Source organism: Burkholderia sp. YIM B11467, from assembly GCF_052952715.1.
The window spans coordinates 82,535-97,271 of record NZ_JBQVSQ010000019.1 but is presented as its reverse complement, the minus strand read 5'-3'; the positions used below and the strand labels follow the sequence as shown (position 1 = coordinate 97,271).

Sequence of the window (14,737 nt, the reverse complement as noted above, 5' to 3'; positions counted from 1 at the left end):
CAAGCAGCGCCCCGTTTGCCTTCGTCGCACGACGATCGAGACGGGGCAGCCGCGCCCCGCCCGCTTGCGTCAGGTCGCGCTGCCCGAAATCTTCGGCGTCGGCGTCTCGACGTCGCCGCACTGCGCGCGATGGCGCAGCGCATGGTCGATCAGCACCAGCGCGAGCATCGACTCGGCGATCGGCGTCGCACGAATGCCGACGCACGGATCGTGGCGGCCGAACGTCTCCACCGTCGCCTGTTCGCCAGCCTTCGTGATCGAACGGCGCGGCGTGCGGATGCTCGACGTCGGTTTGATCGCGATCGACACGGTGATGTCCTGCCCCGTCGAAATCCCGCCCAGCACGCCGCCCGAATGGTTGCCAACGAAGCCGCTCGGCGTCAGTTCGTCGCCGTGCACCGAGCCGCGCTGCGCGACGCTGCCGAAACCCGCGCCGATCTCGACGCCCTTCACCGCGTTGATGCTCATCATCGCCTTCGCGATGTCCGCGTCGAGTCGATCGAACACGGGCTCGCCCCAGCCGACTGGCACGCCCGACGCGACGACATCGATACGCGCACCGATCGAATCGCCGTCCTTGCGCAGCGCATCCATGTAGGCCTCGAGCTCCGGAACGACCGCCGCGTTCGGCGAGAAGAACGGATTCTCGCGCACGTGCGACCAGTCGACGAACGGCACGTCGATCTCGCCAAGGCCGCTCATGTAGCCGCGCACTTCGACGCCGAAGCGCTCGCGCAGCCACTTCTTCGCGACCGCGCCCGCGCCGACGATCGGTGCGGTCAGACGCGCGGACGAACGGCCGCCGCCGCGATAATCGCGGATGCCGTATTTCTGCCAGTAGGTGTAATCGGCGTGACCGGGACGGAACGTCTCGACAATGTTGCCGTAGTCCTTGCTGCGCTGGTCGGTGTTGCGGATCAGCAGCGCGATCGGCGTGCCGGTCGTCAAGCCTTCGAACACGCCCGACAGGATCTCGACCTCGTCGGCCTCCTGCCGTTGCGTCACGTGCCGCGACGTGCCGGGCTTGCGGCGATCCAGCTCGCCCTGGATGTCGGCTTCGGTCAGCCCCATCCCCGGCGGGCAGCCGTCGATCACGCAGCCGATCGCGGGACCGTGCGATTCGCCGAAGGTCGTGACAGTGAAAAGCGTGCCGAGGGTATTGCCGGACATGATGGAACCGCCCAAATAGAAATGGGCAAACCGATGCGCTGCCCGGGCCGCAGGCAGGTCGATCGTTTGCCGGTCGAGAAAAAGAGGTAAGACGCTATTATGCCAGCCGTCCCGGGCGCGCGGGCCGCATGAAATGGAGGCCGGGTGCACGGGACGTGCACGCCCGGCCGGGACGGTGCGGCCGGAAGCCCGTTCAGGCCCGGTTGGTTGCAGCCGAATGCCTGCCCGGCGCGCCGCCGGCGGGCGCCCGCCTACTTCCGCGCGCCGCGCAGTTCGGTCACCGCAGCCTGCAGCGCCTCGGGCGTCGCGACCGATGCCGGGACAGGTTCGCCGACCGCCAGCGTCAGGCGGCTCATCACGCCGCGCTTGATGGGCCGCGGCATCCGCGCATCGGAATGCCGTGAAAAATAGCTGCCCCACAGCCCGCGCAGCGCCATCGGAATCACCGGCGCCGGCGTGCGGCCCAGGATCTCGGTGATGCCGTGGTGGAACGTGTTGATGTCGCCCGTCTTCGTCAGCTTGCCCTCGGGGAAGATGCACACGAGTTCGCCGTCCTTCAGCGCGGCCTCGCACGCGTCGTACGCGCGCGCGAGCATCGCGGGATCCTCGTGGCGCGGCGCGATCGGGATTGCCTTCGCATGCCGGAACACCCAGCTCGCGAAGCGCGTCTTGAAGATCCGGTGATCCATCACGAAACGGATCGGGCGCGGGCTCGCGGCGGCCAGCACGAGCGCGTCGACGTAGCTGACGTGGTTGCACACGAGCACCGCGCCGCCCTCTTCCGGGATCCGCTCCGCGTGCACGAGGCGAATCCGGTAGAAGGTGTGCACGAGCACCCACGCGACGAAGCGCAGCAGGAATTCGGGCACGAGCAGGTAGATATACGCCGCGACGATGACGTTCAGCAGCGCGGTGACGAGGAACAGGCCCGGGATGCCGACGCCGGCCTTGGTCAGCCCCATCGCCATCAACGCCGACAGGATCATGAACAGCGCGTTCAGGATGTTGTTCGCGGCGATGATCCGCGCGCGGTGCGTCGGCGCGCTGCGGCTCTGGATCAGCGCGTACAGCGGCACGCTGTAGAAGCCGCCGAACATCGCCAGCAGGAACAGGTCCGCAAGGATGCGCCAGTGACGCGCGCCGGCCAGGAATTCGCCGACCGACAGCAGATGGCCGGGCGCCGGCAGCGCGTGGCTCGCGAAATACAGCTCGATCGCGAACACGCTGATGCCGATCGAGCCGAGCGGCACGAGACCGATCTCGACGCGCCGCTGCGACAGCCGCTCGCACAGCAGCGAGCCGAGGCCGATGCCGACCGAGAATGTCGCAAGCAGGATCGTGACGACGTCGGGGCTCGCGGACAGCACGTCCTTCGCGAAATTGAAGAACGACGTGAGGAACGTCGCACCGACGAACCACAGCCACGAGATGCCGAGCAGGCTCAGGAACACGGTGCGGTTCTGGCGCGCGAGGCCGAGGTTGCGCCAGGTCTCGCTGACCGGATTCCAGTTGATCACGAGATCGGGCTGCGGCGCCGGCGTGGACGGCACGCGCTGCGCGACGAGCCGCCCCGCGAGTGCGATGACGACGACGCTCACCGCGAGCACGCGCTCGCCGCTGCCTTCGATACCCGCGGCCGCGCCGCCGATGAGCGTGCCGATCAGGATCGCGATGAACGTGCCCATCTCGACGAGGCCGTTGCCGCCGACCAGCTCGTGCTCGGCGAGATGCTGCGGCAGGTACGAATACTTGACGGGCCCGAACAGCGTCGAGTGCATCCCCATCATGAACGTGCACAGATACAGCAGGGTCGCGCTGTGCGTGACGAAGCCGGCCGCGCCGACCAGCATCAGCGCGATCTCGAAGGTCTTCACGAAGCGCGTGAGGGTCGCCTTGTCGTATTTGTCGGCGATCTGGCCGGACGTCGCCGAGAACAGCACGAACGGCAGAATGAAGATGGCGGAAATCAGGAATGCGGCCGTCTTCGCATCGACGCCGGAGAACCGTGCGGTGTGATACGTGACGAGCGACGTGAAGCCGATCTTGAAGACGTTGTCGTTCAGCGCGCCGAGGAACTGGGTCGTGAAGAACGGCGCGAAACGGCGCTCGCGCAGCAGGTCGAACTGTGACGCGTGGGCGNCAGCGCGCCGAGGAACTGGGTCGTGAAGAACGGCGCGAAACGGCGCTCGCGCAGCAGGTCGAACTGTGACGCGTGGGCGCGCCGTTCTGCGCGCTCCCCCGAAGTGGCTTGCGTTTGATCGCTCATGCGGAATACGCGTGCATCGTCTCGGCGAAGCTGCGCGGGCCTTGTGTTGTCGTTGAAAAAACGGCGGCGCAGGACAAACCTGCGCCGCCGCGGGCCGGATGGCGGCGCCCACGCATCACGGCGACGGGCGCGGCATGGTTCACGGCTTGTGCGCTTCGGCTTCCGATTCCGGCCAGTCGCGGATGTATGCCTTCAGCATCCGGTTCTCGAAGCTCTGCGCCTCGACGACCGTCTTCGCGACGTCGTAGAACGAGATGACGCCCATCAGCACCTTCTTGTCGAGCACGGGCATGTAGCGCGCGTGGCGCTCGAGCATCATCCGGCGCACTTCGTTGACGTCGGTTTCCGGCGTGCACGTGAGCGGCTCGTCCATCACCTTGCGCACCTGCACGTCGCCGATCGCGCCGCCGTTGGTGTGCAGGCGCAGGATGATCTCGCGGAACGTCAGCATCCCGACGAGATCGCCGTACTCCATCACGACGAGCGAACCGATGTCGTGCTCGGCCATCGTATCGACCGCTTCGCGCAGCGGCATATCGGGCGTCACCGTAAACAGCGTGTTGCCCTTCACTTTCAGAATATCGCTGACGCGCATCTTAGTCCCCTCATGCTTGAATGCGAATGCAAAACCTCTTTCGATCCTATCGGAAAGCCTGTCAAAAGGAAAGCGCAGGCCGGTGCGGTCAGCCGCGCCCCGCTTGCGGATGCCGCCCGCCCGCCGCACAATGACCCCATCGACAGCCGCCCGAGGAGACGGCCATGGCGCATACGCATTCGGAGCAATTCGCGAGCTTCGCCGATTTCTACCCGTATTACCTGAACGAACACCAGAACCTGACGTCGCGGCGGCTGCACTTCATCGGCTCGCTCGGCGTGATCGGCTGCGTCGCGATGGCAATCGCGACGGGCCACTGGCTGTGGCTGCCGGCGGCTGTCGTCTGCGGCTACGGGTTCGCGTGGGTCGGGCACTTCTTCTTCGAGAAGAACCGCCCGGCCACATTCCGGCACCCGATCTACAGCCTGATGGGCGACTGGGTGATGTTCAAGGACATCTGCACCGGCAAGATTCCGCTGTAACCACCGGGCACCGCGTTCACGCGGGCCGCGGCGGCCGCGCGTGCGGATCGGGCACGCCGTCCGGCGCCTGCCCGGGAATCCCCGCCGGCTGCGCGCCCGCGAGCCGGTGCGCGGCGATCAGCGACGCGAGCGACACGTCGAAGCGGTCGCTCGCCAGCACCGCGAGCAACGCCGCGCCGTCGACATGGCTGCGGCGCCGCTGCAACTGGTAGGTCAGCTCCGTGCGGTCGATCACCAGCACGTCGAACAGTTGCGCGAGCGTCAGCTCTTCCGGGTTCGCGAGCAGGATGAAGCGCGGCGTGGCGTCGCCGCCGCCGTCGAGGCGCGCAATCCATTCCCGCTCCTCCATCGTCGTCAGCAACCGCTGCGCGGTTTCCATGTCGCACCGCAACATCGTCGCGAGCCGCATCGCCGTGTAACCGCGCTTGCCGGCCGCGCGCGCCTCGGCCAGCCGGGCGAGCAGCTCGAGCGCGTCGAGCAGGTCGCTGCCCGGATAGTGGATGCGGTGGAACTGGCCGACGCGAATCGCCGGCAGCGCGGACGCCACCATCGCGCCGAGCAGCGCGATGAACCAGCTCAGGTACACCCACAGCAGGAACACGGGCAGCGCCGCGAACGCGCCGTAGACGGCCGTATAGGTCGGAATGCGCCGCACGTAGTAGCCGAAGCCGCGCTTCGCGAACTCGAACGCGATGGCCGCGAACAGCCCGCCGATCACCGCGTCGCGCCACGCGACCGTGCAGTTCGGCAGGTACACGTACAGCAGCGTGAACGCGAGCACCGTCAGCGGCAGCGACGCGAGCGCGAGCAGCCACTCGACGATCGACGTGGACGGCCCCGCGCCGGTGAACGCGAGCGACTGCGTGAACAGGTACGACGAGATCGACAGGCTCACGCCGAACAACAAGGGCCCAAGCGTGATCAGCGCCCAGTACGCGAGCACGCGCTGCGCGAACGGCCGCGGCTTGCGCACGCGCCAGATCAGGTTGAACGCCGATTCGATCGTCATCATCGTCATCACCGACGTGACGACGAGCACGATCAGGCCGGCCGTCGTCAGCCCCTTGGCCTTCGACGCGAACTGGTTCAGGTACTTGAAGATCTGGACGTTGAACTGCGCGGGCATCAGGTGATCCGCGAGGAACCCCTGCAGCGAGATCTGGAACGACGCGAACATCGGGAACGCGGTGAACAGCGCGAACGCGACCGTCACGAGCGGCACGAGCGCCAGCATCGTCGTGAACGTCAGGCTGCCCGCCACTTGCGGGATGCGATCCTCGGCGCTGCGCCGGGCCGCGAACTGCGCGAGGCGCTTGAGGGTGTCGAGATCGACGCTCAACTTCGGCAAACGGCTTCTCCTTCCTGATACCGCGCGCCTGATGGCGCGCCGCCGCCGCGCTGCGCGACGGCTTCAGCCCCTATAATAGCCGCTCGATCCAGCAGGGGCCGACTGCACCGGGCACGCGCGCGGCCGCACGCGGCTCCGTAGCCCATGAAAGACATCCTCGTCCTCTATTACAGCCGTCACGGCGCCACGCGCGACCTCGCGCTCGCGATCGCGAACGGCATCGACAGCGTGCCGGGCATGCAGGCGCGCATCCGCACCGTGCCGCCCGTATCGACCGTCTGCGAAAGCACCGCCCCCGACATCCCCGCCGACGGCCCGCCGTACGCGGAATTGCGCGACCTCGAGGAATGCGCGGGCCTCGCGCTCGGCTCGCCGACCCGCTTCGGCAACATGGCCGCCTCGCTCAAGTATTTCCTCGACGGCACGACGCCGCAATGGCTGTCGGGCGCATTGACCGGCAAACCGGCGAGCGTGTTCACGTCGACGGGCAGCCTGCACGGCGGCCAGGAATCGACGCTGCTGTCGATGATGCTGCCGCTGTTGCATCACGGGATGATGATCGTCGGCATCCCGTACACCGAATCCGCACTCAGCACGACGCGCACCGGCGGCACGCCGTACGGCGCATCGCATGTGTCGCAGCACGATCGCGACGCGCCCGGCGGGCTGTCGGCGGACGAAAAGGCGCTCGCGGCCGCGCTCGGCGTGCGGCTCGCGCGCGCGGCAGCCGCCCTCGCCGCCGCCGAGGCCGCATGAACGCCCCCGCCCGCCCCGCCGTCGCGGCCCGGCCGCGTTATGCGCTGGCCGCCGCCGCGTGCCTCGTCGCGCTGATCGCGCTGTCGCTCGCGTGGGAGCTGTGGCTCGCGCCGCTGCGCCCGGGCGGCTCCGCGCTGATGCTCAAGGCCGTGCCGCTCGCGCTCGCGCTGCCCGGCGTCTGGCGGCGTAACATCTATACGATGCAGTGGGCGAGCATGCTGATTCTCGTTTATTTCGCCGAAGGCATCGTGCGCGGCATGTCCGATCGCGGGCTGTCCGCCACGCTCGGCTGGTGCGAGACCGCGCTCGCCGTCGGCTTCTTCGTGGCGGCGCTGGCGTACGTCGCGCCGTTCAAGCGCGCGGCGAAAAAAGCGCGCGCCGCGTCCTGACCCTTACGCGACAAGGTGATGATGTCCTCCGAAGCTTTCGTTTCCGCGTGCCGCGACGCGATCGGCGCCGACCACGTGCTGACCGACCCGCACGATACCGAACCGTTCCTGACCGACTGGCGGCGCCGCTACAAGGGTGCCGCGTGCGCGGTGCTGAAGCCGGCCGACACGGCCGAAGTTGCCGCGCTCGTGAAGCTGGCCAACGCGCACGGCATCGCGCTCGTGCCGCAAGGCGGCAACACGGGCCTGGCCGGGGGCGCAACGCCCGACGGGAGCGGCAGTCAGGCCGTCCTGAGCGTCGCGCGCCTGAACCGCGTGCGTGCGCTCGACCCGCACAACAACACGATCACCGTCGAAGCCGGCGTGATCCTCGCCGACGTGCAGGCGCGCGCCCGCGAAGGCGGCCGGCTGTTCGCGCTGAGCCTCGCGGCGGAAGGCAGCTGCACGATCGGCGGCAACCTGTCGACCAATGCGGGCGGCACCGCGGTGCTGCGCTACGGCAACGCGCGCGAGCTGTGCCTCGGGCTCGAGGTCGTGACGCCGCAGGGCGAGATCTGGGACGGCCTGCGCGGACTGCGCAAGGACAACACGGGTTACGACCTGCGCGACCTGTTCATCGGCGCGGAAGGCACGCTCGGGATCATCACGGCGGCCGTGATGAAGCTGCACCCGCTGCCGGCCGCGCAGGTCACGGCGCTGGCCGCGCTCGAATCGCCGCACGCGGCGCTCGATTTCCTCGCGCTCGCGCAGCGCTCGGCCGGGCCGCTGCTGACCGGCTTCGAGCTGATGTCGGATTTCTGCATGCAGCTGGTCGGCAAGCACTACCCGCAACTGCGCTACCCGTTCGCGCAAACGCATGCGCAGACGGTGCTGCTCGAACTGTCCGACAACGAAAGCGAAGCCCATGCGCGCGCGCTGTTCGAGAAACTGATGGAAGAAGCGTTCGAGGCCGGGCTCGTGGTCGACGCGGTGGTCGCGGAGAATCTCGCGCAGTCGCGCGCGTTCTGGGACCTGCGCGAGCACATCCCGCTCGCGCAGGCCGACGAGGGGCTCAACATCAAGCACGACATCGCGGTGCCGATCTCGTCGGTCGCGCGTTTCATCGACGAGACCGACACGGCAATCCAGCAGGCCGCGCCGGGCGCGCGGATGGTTACGTTCGGCCACCTCGGCGACGGCAACCTGCATTACAACGTGCAAATGCCCGAAGGCGGCGATCCGAAGGCGTTCCTTGCCGCATTCCAGGCGCCGATCAACCGGATCGTCTACGACAACGTGCACCGCCACCACGGCACGATCAGCGCGGAGCACGGCATCGGCCAGCTGAAGATCGACGATGCGCAGCGCTACAAGTCGCCGGTCGAAACGACGCTGATGCGCACGCTGAAGACCGCGCTGGACCCGCGCGGCCTGATGAACCCCGGCAAGGTCCTGCGCTGAACCCGCCCACTCCGGAGCGAAGCCCGTGAAAGTCCGCGTCCTGTCCGACCTGCATCTCGAAAGCAACCAGCCCGACACCATCGCGCATGCCGACGCGGATCTCGTCGTACTGGCCGGCGACATCCACAATCACGCGGAAGGGCTGCGCTGGGCCGCCGAGACGTTCGACCCGGATGTACCGGTGATCTACGTGCCGGGCAACCACGAGTACTACGACGGGGAATTCGGTGCGCTGGAGACGGCGATGCGCGACGCGGCGCATACGCTCGACAACGTGCATTACCTGAACAACGGCGTCTACGTCGATCCCGAACAGCGCTTCCGCGTGCTCGGCACGACGCTCTGGGCCGATTTCTCACTGTTCGGCACGGACGAGACCAGCATCGCCAATGCAATCGACGCCGCGCTGCGCGTGATGCTTGATTTCAAGGGATTGATCCAGGTGACCTGGCCGCACGACGCGGCGCTGCATGCGGCACCGGGCGCCGCGGAACGGGATTTCTCGCCGGCCGACGCGATCGCGCTGCATCGGCAAGGTCGCGCATGGCTGGAAGCGCAGCTCGCGGTGCCGTTCGCGGGCCGGACGATCGTCGTCACCCATCATGCGCCGCACCGGCGTTCGCTGGCGGAACGCTATGCGCAAGACCTCGCTTCGGCGGGATTCGTCACGGACATGGCGGAACTGGTGCGGCCGCCGGTGGATCTGTGGCTCCACGGCCACACGCATACGTCATTCGACTACGTTGCGGACGGCGGCACACGCGTGGTGTGCAACCCGCGCGGCTACATCCACCGGCGCACCGGCGAACGGGAAAATACCGCGTTCGCGTGGGACAAGGTCGTCGAGCTCGGCTGAACGCCGGCCCGCCCGGCCGCGTTGCGCGGCCTGCTCCGACCCGGGCTGATATGACCCGATCAGCGGTCGTTACGGCGCGCGCCGTGCTGGGGCTCGCGCACGCGCACCGGCACCGGCTTCATCCGCGCCTTCGCCTTCATCGCACGCAGCAGGTCGCGGGTCGCCGCGGCGGCAGCGGCCGCGCCAAGCAGGACGCCAAGGCCGATCATCAGGTGCGTATCCATTGCTACTCCGGTGTGACGTATCTCGATAATTCCCACAGTATCAAACTGTCTGGCACGCGTTCGTAAAAAAATGTTGCGTGAAGGACAAATCTGGTCAGATTGCGGTCGACCGCGCGCTCATGTCGCACGCGTGTACTGCTCGAGCGCGGCTTCGTCGGCTTCGAGCGTGGACGGCAGCTCGTCGCGCAGGAAATCGACCCAGGTGCGAATTTTCGCGTCGAGGTACTGGCGCGACGGATAGAGCGCGTAGATGTTCATCACGTGCGACCGGTACTCGGGCATCACGCGCACGATGTGCCCGCTGCGCAGCCAGCCGATCGCCGAATAAAGCGGCAGCCCGCCGACCCCCATCCCCTCCCGCACGGCCACCGCGAGCGCCTCGGCGACGTTCACGCGAAACGGCGGCGCCGTGATCGGGACGATCTCGTCGCCGTTCGGCCCCGCCAGCACCCATTCGTCGTAGTGAAAGCCCGGCGCGACCATCCCGAGGCACACGTGCTGCGCGAGATCCGCCGGCCGCAGCGGCACGCCGTGCGCCTCGACGTAGCCGGGCGATGCGCACACCACGCTGTAGCTCTCGCCGAGCCGCTGCGACACCAGCCCCGAATCGGGCAGGTCGCGGCCGACGACGATCGCGACGTCGTACCCCTCGTCGAGCAGATCGGGCATCCGCTGCGCGAGCGTCAACTCGACGTGCACGTCCGGATAGCGCTCGCGATAGCGCGCGATGGCCGGCACCAGGTAGTGCTGGCCGAGGCTCGTGAAGCAATGGACCTTCAGCTTGCCCGACGGGCGCGCGTGCGCGTCACCCGCCTCGGCTTCGGCCTGGTCGACATACGCGAGGATCTGCTCGCAACGCTGCAGATAGCGCTCACCGGCTTCGGTCAGTGCGATCCGCCGCGTCGTGCGGTTCAGGAGACGCGTGCGCAGGTGCGCCTCGAGATCCGAGACCGCGCGCGACGCGTAGGCGGTGGTCGAATTCATCTGCTGGGCAGCCGCGGTAAAGCTTCCCGCGTCGACCACACGGACGAATACCCGCATGTTTTGTAACGTATCCATCCCAATACCCGTTTGAATCCGGAGGGATTGTTGCACAGAGGCGAACAAATATTATCTCAGGATTCGTAAAAATGACTTGCACCGTTGTCCATTTATTCAGGAATCACTGAAAAATATAATCGCATCCGGCTCATCTATATCCGAAAGGGAGAAAATCGTGCAGTCTCCGGCACCAAAAGGGACGCTCGCACTGGCGGTTCTTGCAGTCTCATTAATAATGGCCGGATGCGCGAGCATGGGCGACAACAAGCCGCAGTCGGCCCGCATCGAAGCGAACGCGCTCGACGCCGGCGCGGCCATCCGCGCGGCCGACCGGGACGCGGGCTGGCCCGCGGCCGACTGGTGGCGCGCCTACCGCGATCCGCAACTCGATACGTGGATCGCCGCCGCCCAGGCCGGCAACCCGACGCTCGCGGCCGCCGAGGCACGGGTGCGCGAAGCGCAGGCAATGGCGCGTGTGGCCCGCTCGGCCGAACTGCCGCAGATCAACGGCAACCTGTCGCTGATGCGCGAGCATTGGCCCGACAACGTGTACTACGGCCCGGGCCCGCTCGCGAACGCCGATACCTGGAACAACACGGGCACGCTCGGCCTGTCGTACCACCTCGACCTGTGGGGCAAGGACAAGAACACGACCGAGCGCGCGCTCGACACCGCGCATGCGACCGCCGCCGACGCGCGTGCGGCGAAGCTCGAGCTCGAAGTCAACGTCGTGCGCGCGTATGTCGGCATGTCGATGAACTATGCGCTGCTCGACCTCGCGCACGAAACCTTCGAACGCCAGCGCTCGCTCGCCGATCTCGCGCGCAAGCGCCTGCAGGCCGGCCTCGGCACGCAGCTCGAAGTAAGCCAGGCGGAATCGACGCTGCCCGACTACGAACGCCAGATCGACAGCTATGAAGAAGCGATCCAGCTCGCGCGCCACCAGCTCGCCGCGCTGGCCGGCAAGGGTCCGGGTGCAGGCGACGCGATCACGCGGCCGCAGCTCTCGCTCGATGCGCCAGCCGGCCTGCCGTCGGCGATGCCGGCCGACCTGCTCGGCCGCCGCCCCGACGTGGTCGCGGCGCGCTGGACGGTCGACGCGCAGGCGCGCGGCATCGACGTCGCGAAGGCATCGTTCTACCCGAACATCGACCTGCTCGCGACGGTCGGCGGCTTCGGCGTGACCGCGCCGTTCACCGACTTCCTGCGCGCGATGAACGGCGGCTGGACCGCCGGCCCCGCGCTGTCGCTGCCGATCTTCGAAGGCGGCCGGTTGCGCGCGCAGCTCGGCGCCGCGAACGCCGGTTACGACCAGGCGGTCGAGCGCTACAACCAGACGATCGTCGGCGCGCTCAAGGACATCGCCGACCAGGTCGTGCGGATCCGTTCGCTCGATACGCAGAAGAAGGATGCCGCGCGCTCGGTGGCCGCCAACGACCGCAGCTACCAGCTGTCGCGCGAAGGCTTCCGCCGCGGGCTGACCGATTACGTGAACGTGCTGATCGCGCAACAGCAGCTGCTGCGCGCGCAGGAGACGGCCGCCCGCATCGATGCGGAGCGCCTCGCCGCGCATGCGCAGCTGATGGCCGCGCTCGGTGGCGGTGTCGAAACGGGTAGCGACGTTCCGCATGACGAACCCGCCGCGGCCGGCGCATCGGATGCAAAGCCCGCTGCAGCGGTCGCCCGGCCCGCGCAGGTCGCCACCGCCGGCGCGTCCGGCGTGCCGGCCGCACGGTAACGCGGAGCGCCCGCCATGTCAGCCTCCTCCTCCGCTTCCACGCACGCCGGCGGTCCGCTCGCGGCCTGGTACGCCGCGTTCGGCGACTGGGCCCGCACCGACGGCGCCGCGTGGCTCTATCTGTTCAAGGCGCTGCTCGCCGCGTTCATCGCAACCGGCGTGTCGATGCGGCTCGACCTGCCCGCGCCGAAAACCGCGATGACGACGGTGTTCATCGTGATGCAACCGCAAAGCGGCGCGGTGCTCGCGAAAAGCTTCTACCGCGTCGCCGGCACGATCTTCGGGCTCATCGCGACGCTCACGTTCGTCGGGCTGTTCCCGCAGCAGCCGCAGCTGTTCCTGCTGGCGGTCGCGCTGTGGGTCGCGCTGTGCACGGCCGGCGCCGCGCGCAACCGCAACTTCCGCAGCTACGGTTTCCTGCTGGCCGGTTATACGACCGCGCTGATCGGACTGCCCGCTTCGCAGCACCCGGACGGCGCGTTCATGAGCGCGCTGACGCGGGTGGCCGAAATCATGGTCGGGATCGTGTCGGCCGGCGTGGTCAGCGCACTCGTGTTTCCGCAGTACACGGGCGAGCAGATGCGCACGACAGTGCGCAAGCGCTTCGGCAGCTTCGTCGACTACGTCGCGTCGGCGCTGTCGGGCAAGCTCGACCGCGCGCATATCGAAACCATCCATACGCGCTTCGTCGCCGACGTGGTCGGGTTCGAAGCCGCGCGCAGCATGGCCGTGTTCGAGGATCCGGACACGCGGATGCGCAGCGGCCGCCTCGCGCGGCTGAACAGCGAATTCATGAGCGCGTCGAGCCGTTTCCATGCGCTGCACCAGTTGATGAACAGGCTGCATGCGATCGGCGCGCAGGCCGCGATCGACGCGATCGAGCCGTACTTCCGCGAGATCGCGCCGCTGCTGCTGACGCCGGGCGGCGAACCCGTACGCACGTCGACCGACGCGGGGCATGCGGCCGAGCAGCTGCTCGCGTGGCGCGATGCGCTGCCGCGCCGCATCCGCGCGACGCGCGCGGCGCTCGAAACGCAGCCGGACTTTCCGTTGCTCGATTTCGACACGGCCGCCGAACTGCTGTACCGCTTCATCACCGACCTGCACGAGTACGCGGCGACCTACGCGTCGCTGTCGACGCCGACGCACGAACGCGAACGCTGGATCGAACGCTATGAGCCGCGCACCAACATGACGGCGATGGTGATCGCGGCGATCCGCACCGCGACCGTGATCCTCCTGCTCGGCTGGTTCTGGATCGAGACGGCCTGGCCGAGCGGCGTGACGCTCACGCTGACGGCGGCGGCCACCTGCGCGCTCGCGTCGTCGACGCCGCGGCCGACCGCGATGTCCGCGCAGATGGGCATGGGGACGGCGCTCGCCGTCTGTACCGGCTTCCTGCTGACGTTCGGGATCTATCCGCACATCGACGGATTCCCGCTGCTGTGCGTCGCCCTCGCGCCGCTCCTCGCGATCGGCATCTTCATGACGTTGAAGCCGAAGCTCGCGGGCTACGGGATGGGCTACCTGATCTTCTTCAGCTTCCTCGCCGGCCCGGACAACATCACGCACTACGACCCGACCAGCTTCATGAACGACGCGCTCGCGCTCGTGCTGTCGATGCTGGTATCGGCGATCGCGTTCGCGGTGCTGTTCCCGCCGACCGCGCCGTGGCTCAAGAAGCGGCTGTTCGCCGATCTGCGCCACCAGGCCGTCGCGGCCTGCCATGCGCGGCTCGCCGGATTGCGCACGCGTTTCGAGAGCGGTGCGCGCGACCTGATGTATCAGGCGCACACGCTGTCGGCCGACCAGCCCGACGTGCAGCGCGACGCGCTGCGCTGGATGTTCGCGGTGCTCGAAACCGGCAATGCGGCGATCGACCTGCGCCACGAGCTGGCGGCGCTGCCGCCCGACCCGCGTTATGCGCCGTCGATGCCGTGGCGTCGCGCGATCGAGACGATGCGCGGCGCGCTGGCGACGCTGTTCTCGAAGCCGAGCGCCGCACGCTTCGATGCGACGCTCGCCGCGACCAATGCGGCGATCGACGCGACCCGGCAGGCGCTCGACGTGTTCGCACCGACGCGCGACGAACGCCACCGGCTGCAGCGCATCCTGAGCCATCTTCATTTCGTGCGCACGGCGCTGCTCGATCCGGAATCGCCGCTCGAGCCGCTTTACCGCAACCGCCCCGTGCGTCCCCAACCTGGAGCCTCGTCATGATGCCGCGTGAAATCGCCATTCTCGATGCCTACATGCCCACGGTGGTGCTGATGTTCGTCCTGGGCGCGCTCGCGACCTGGGCCGTCGACCGCCTGCTTGCCTATACGGGCCTCTACCGGGTCGTCTGGCACCCGTCGTTGTTCCGGGCCTGCCTTCTCGTCTGCATTTGCGGCGGACTGAGTCTTGCCGTTTACCGTTGATTCCGAACCATC

At 68.0% G+C, this 14,737-nt stretch carries 14 protein-coding genes; 8 read left to right on the top strand and 6 right to left on the bottom strand.

Annotation, left to right across the window (positions count from 1 at the left end; genetic code table 11):
* Positions 1-69: 69 nt before the first annotated feature.
* From aroC to ACTRWB_RS36695, 3 genes are all read right to left on the bottom strand, one after another.
* Complete coding sequence (aroC, locus tag ACTRWB_RS36705; protein WP_193098211.1) at positions 70-1,170, bottom strand: chorismate synthase; 1,101 nt, start codon at positions 1,168-1,170, stop codon at positions 70-72.
* Positions 1,171-1,421: 251 nt separating this feature from the next.
* Complete coding sequence (locus ACTRWB_RS36700; protein WP_446904789.1) at positions 1,422-3,287, bottom strand: MFS transporter; 1,866 nt, start codon at positions 3,285-3,287, stop codon at positions 1,422-1,424.
* Between the two features lie 288 nt (positions 3,288-3,575).
* Positions 3,576-4,031 (bottom strand): CBS domain-containing protein, encoded by a 456-nt coding sequence (locus ACTRWB_RS36695; RefSeq protein ID WP_048244084.1) that lies wholly within the window; start codon positions 4,029-4,031, stop codon positions 3,576-3,578.
* Positions 4,032-4,195: 164 nt separating this feature from the next.
* Between ACTRWB_RS36695 and ACTRWB_RS36690 the strand changes: the two genes are divergently transcribed.
* A complete protein-coding gene (locus ACTRWB_RS36690) occupies positions 4,196-4,513 on the top strand; it encodes an Mpo1-like protein (protein WP_047900495.1) in 318 nt (105 codons plus the stop codon).
* A 16-nt stretch (positions 4,514-4,529) separates the two neighbouring features.
* Here the strand turns inward: ACTRWB_RS36690 and ACTRWB_RS36685 are convergent, their stop codons facing one another.
* Entirely contained in the window at positions 4,530-5,861 is a 1,332-nt protein-coding gene (locus tag ACTRWB_RS36685; protein WP_446904787.1) for a YihY family inner membrane protein, read from the bottom strand.
* A gap of 144 nt (positions 5,862-6,005) precedes the next feature.
* Here ACTRWB_RS36685 and wrbA point away from each other — a divergent pair, with 144 nt between their 5' ends.
* Genes wrbA through ACTRWB_RS36665 form a run of 4 tightly spaced genes read left to right on the top strand, consistent with a single transcriptional unit; the run spans position 6,006 to position 9,302 of the window.
* A complete protein-coding gene (gene wrbA, locus ACTRWB_RS36680) occupies positions 6,006-6,617 on the top strand; it encodes an NAD(P)H:quinone oxidoreductase (protein ID WP_129514376.1) in 612 nt (203 codons plus the stop codon).
* Positions 6,614-7,006: a DUF2069 domain-containing protein gene (locus ACTRWB_RS36675; RefSeq protein WP_129514375.1), complete on the top strand. Its 393-nt coding sequence runs from the start codon at positions 6,614-6,616 to the stop codon at positions 7,004-7,006. Before wrbA ends, ACTRWB_RS36675 begins: the two co-directional genes overlap by 4 nt.
* 18 nt (positions 7,007-7,024) lie before the next feature.
* Positions 7,025-8,446 carry an FAD-binding oxidoreductase gene (locus ACTRWB_RS36670; RefSeq protein ID WP_446904786.1) on the top strand — a complete coding sequence of 474 codons (1,422 nt, stop codon included), beginning with the start codon at positions 7,025-7,027 and terminating at the stop codon, positions 8,444-8,446.
* A gap of 25 nt (positions 8,447-8,471) precedes the next feature.
* Complete coding sequence (locus tag ACTRWB_RS36665) at positions 8,472-9,302, top strand: metallophosphoesterase family protein (RefSeq protein WP_446904785.1); 831 nt, start codon at positions 8,472-8,474, stop codon at positions 9,300-9,302.
* Between the two features lie 59 nt (positions 9,303-9,361).
* Here the strand turns inward: ACTRWB_RS36665 and ACTRWB_RS36660 are convergent, their stop codons facing one another.
* Positions 9,362-9,526, bottom strand: coding sequence for a hypothetical protein (locus ACTRWB_RS36660; RefSeq protein ID WP_164992006.1), 165 nt, complete (start codon positions 9,524-9,526; stop codon positions 9,362-9,364).
* Positions 9,527-9,643: 117 nt separating this feature from the next.
* Entirely contained in the window at positions 9,644-10,585 is a 942-nt protein-coding gene (locus ACTRWB_RS36655) for a LysR family transcriptional regulator (RefSeq protein ID WP_129514372.1), read from the bottom strand.
* Between the two features lie 157 nt (positions 10,586-10,742).
* On the opposite strand from ACTRWB_RS36655, the gene ACTRWB_RS36650 reads away from it, so the two are divergent.
* From ACTRWB_RS36650 to ACTRWB_RS36640, 3 genes are read left to right on the top strand one after another with little or no spacing between them, the layout of a single operon-like run.
* On the top strand, positions 10,743-12,305 hold the full coding sequence (locus ACTRWB_RS36650; RefSeq protein ID WP_446904784.1) for an efflux transporter outer membrane subunit: 1,563 nt from the start codon (positions 10,743-10,745) through the stop codon (positions 12,303-12,305).
* Between the two features lie 15 nt (positions 12,306-12,320).
* A complete protein-coding gene (locus ACTRWB_RS36645) occupies positions 12,321-14,525 on the top strand; it encodes an FUSC family protein (protein WP_193098204.1) in 2,205 nt (734 codons plus the stop codon).
* On the top strand, positions 14,522-14,725 hold the full coding sequence (locus tag ACTRWB_RS36640) for a DUF1656 domain-containing protein (RefSeq protein ID WP_048244099.1): 204 nt from the start codon (positions 14,522-14,524) through the stop codon (positions 14,723-14,725). The genes ACTRWB_RS36645 and ACTRWB_RS36640 overlap by 4 nt, the downstream gene beginning before the upstream one ends.
* Positions 14,726-14,737: the final 12 nt, after the last annotated feature.